The sequence below is a fragment of the Labrys sp. LIt4 genome, from assembly GCF_017813775.1.
GTDB classification, from domain to species: Bacteria; Pseudomonadota; Alphaproteobacteria; order Rhizobiales; family Labraceae; genus Labrys; species Labrys okinawensis_A.
The window spans coordinates 1-243 of record NZ_JAGIPY010000123.1; the positions used below are offsets into that span (position 1 = coordinate 1).

General features: G+C 68.3%; 1 protein-coding gene. It reads left to right on the forward strand.

From position 1 onward, the window contains the following. Positions 1–181, forward strand: a 181-nt coding sequence (locus tag J8I29_RS29865) for a hypothetical protein (RefSeq protein ID WP_209434454.1), incomplete at its 5' end; no start/stop codon positions are given. Between the last annotated feature and the right edge of the window lie 62 nt (positions 182–243).

Here is a 243-nt window from a genome sequence, read left to right on the forward strand (position 1 = left end):
CGCCCCGGACGGCATCAGCCCGATCGAACTGCATGGCGTGTTGGGCCGGCGCATCGGCCCGGACCTGGCCGCCTACGACCTCAGCCAAAGCCCGGCCGAAGAAATCGAGCGCCTGCGCGACTATATCCTCCAGGCCCATCGCCAGGCCCACCCCGACCTGCACACTCAGGTGTCGAGCTGACCGGCCAGAAACTGCCGCAACCGCTGACGCATCACACTGCCCTGCGCCCCCAGGCAGGCAAT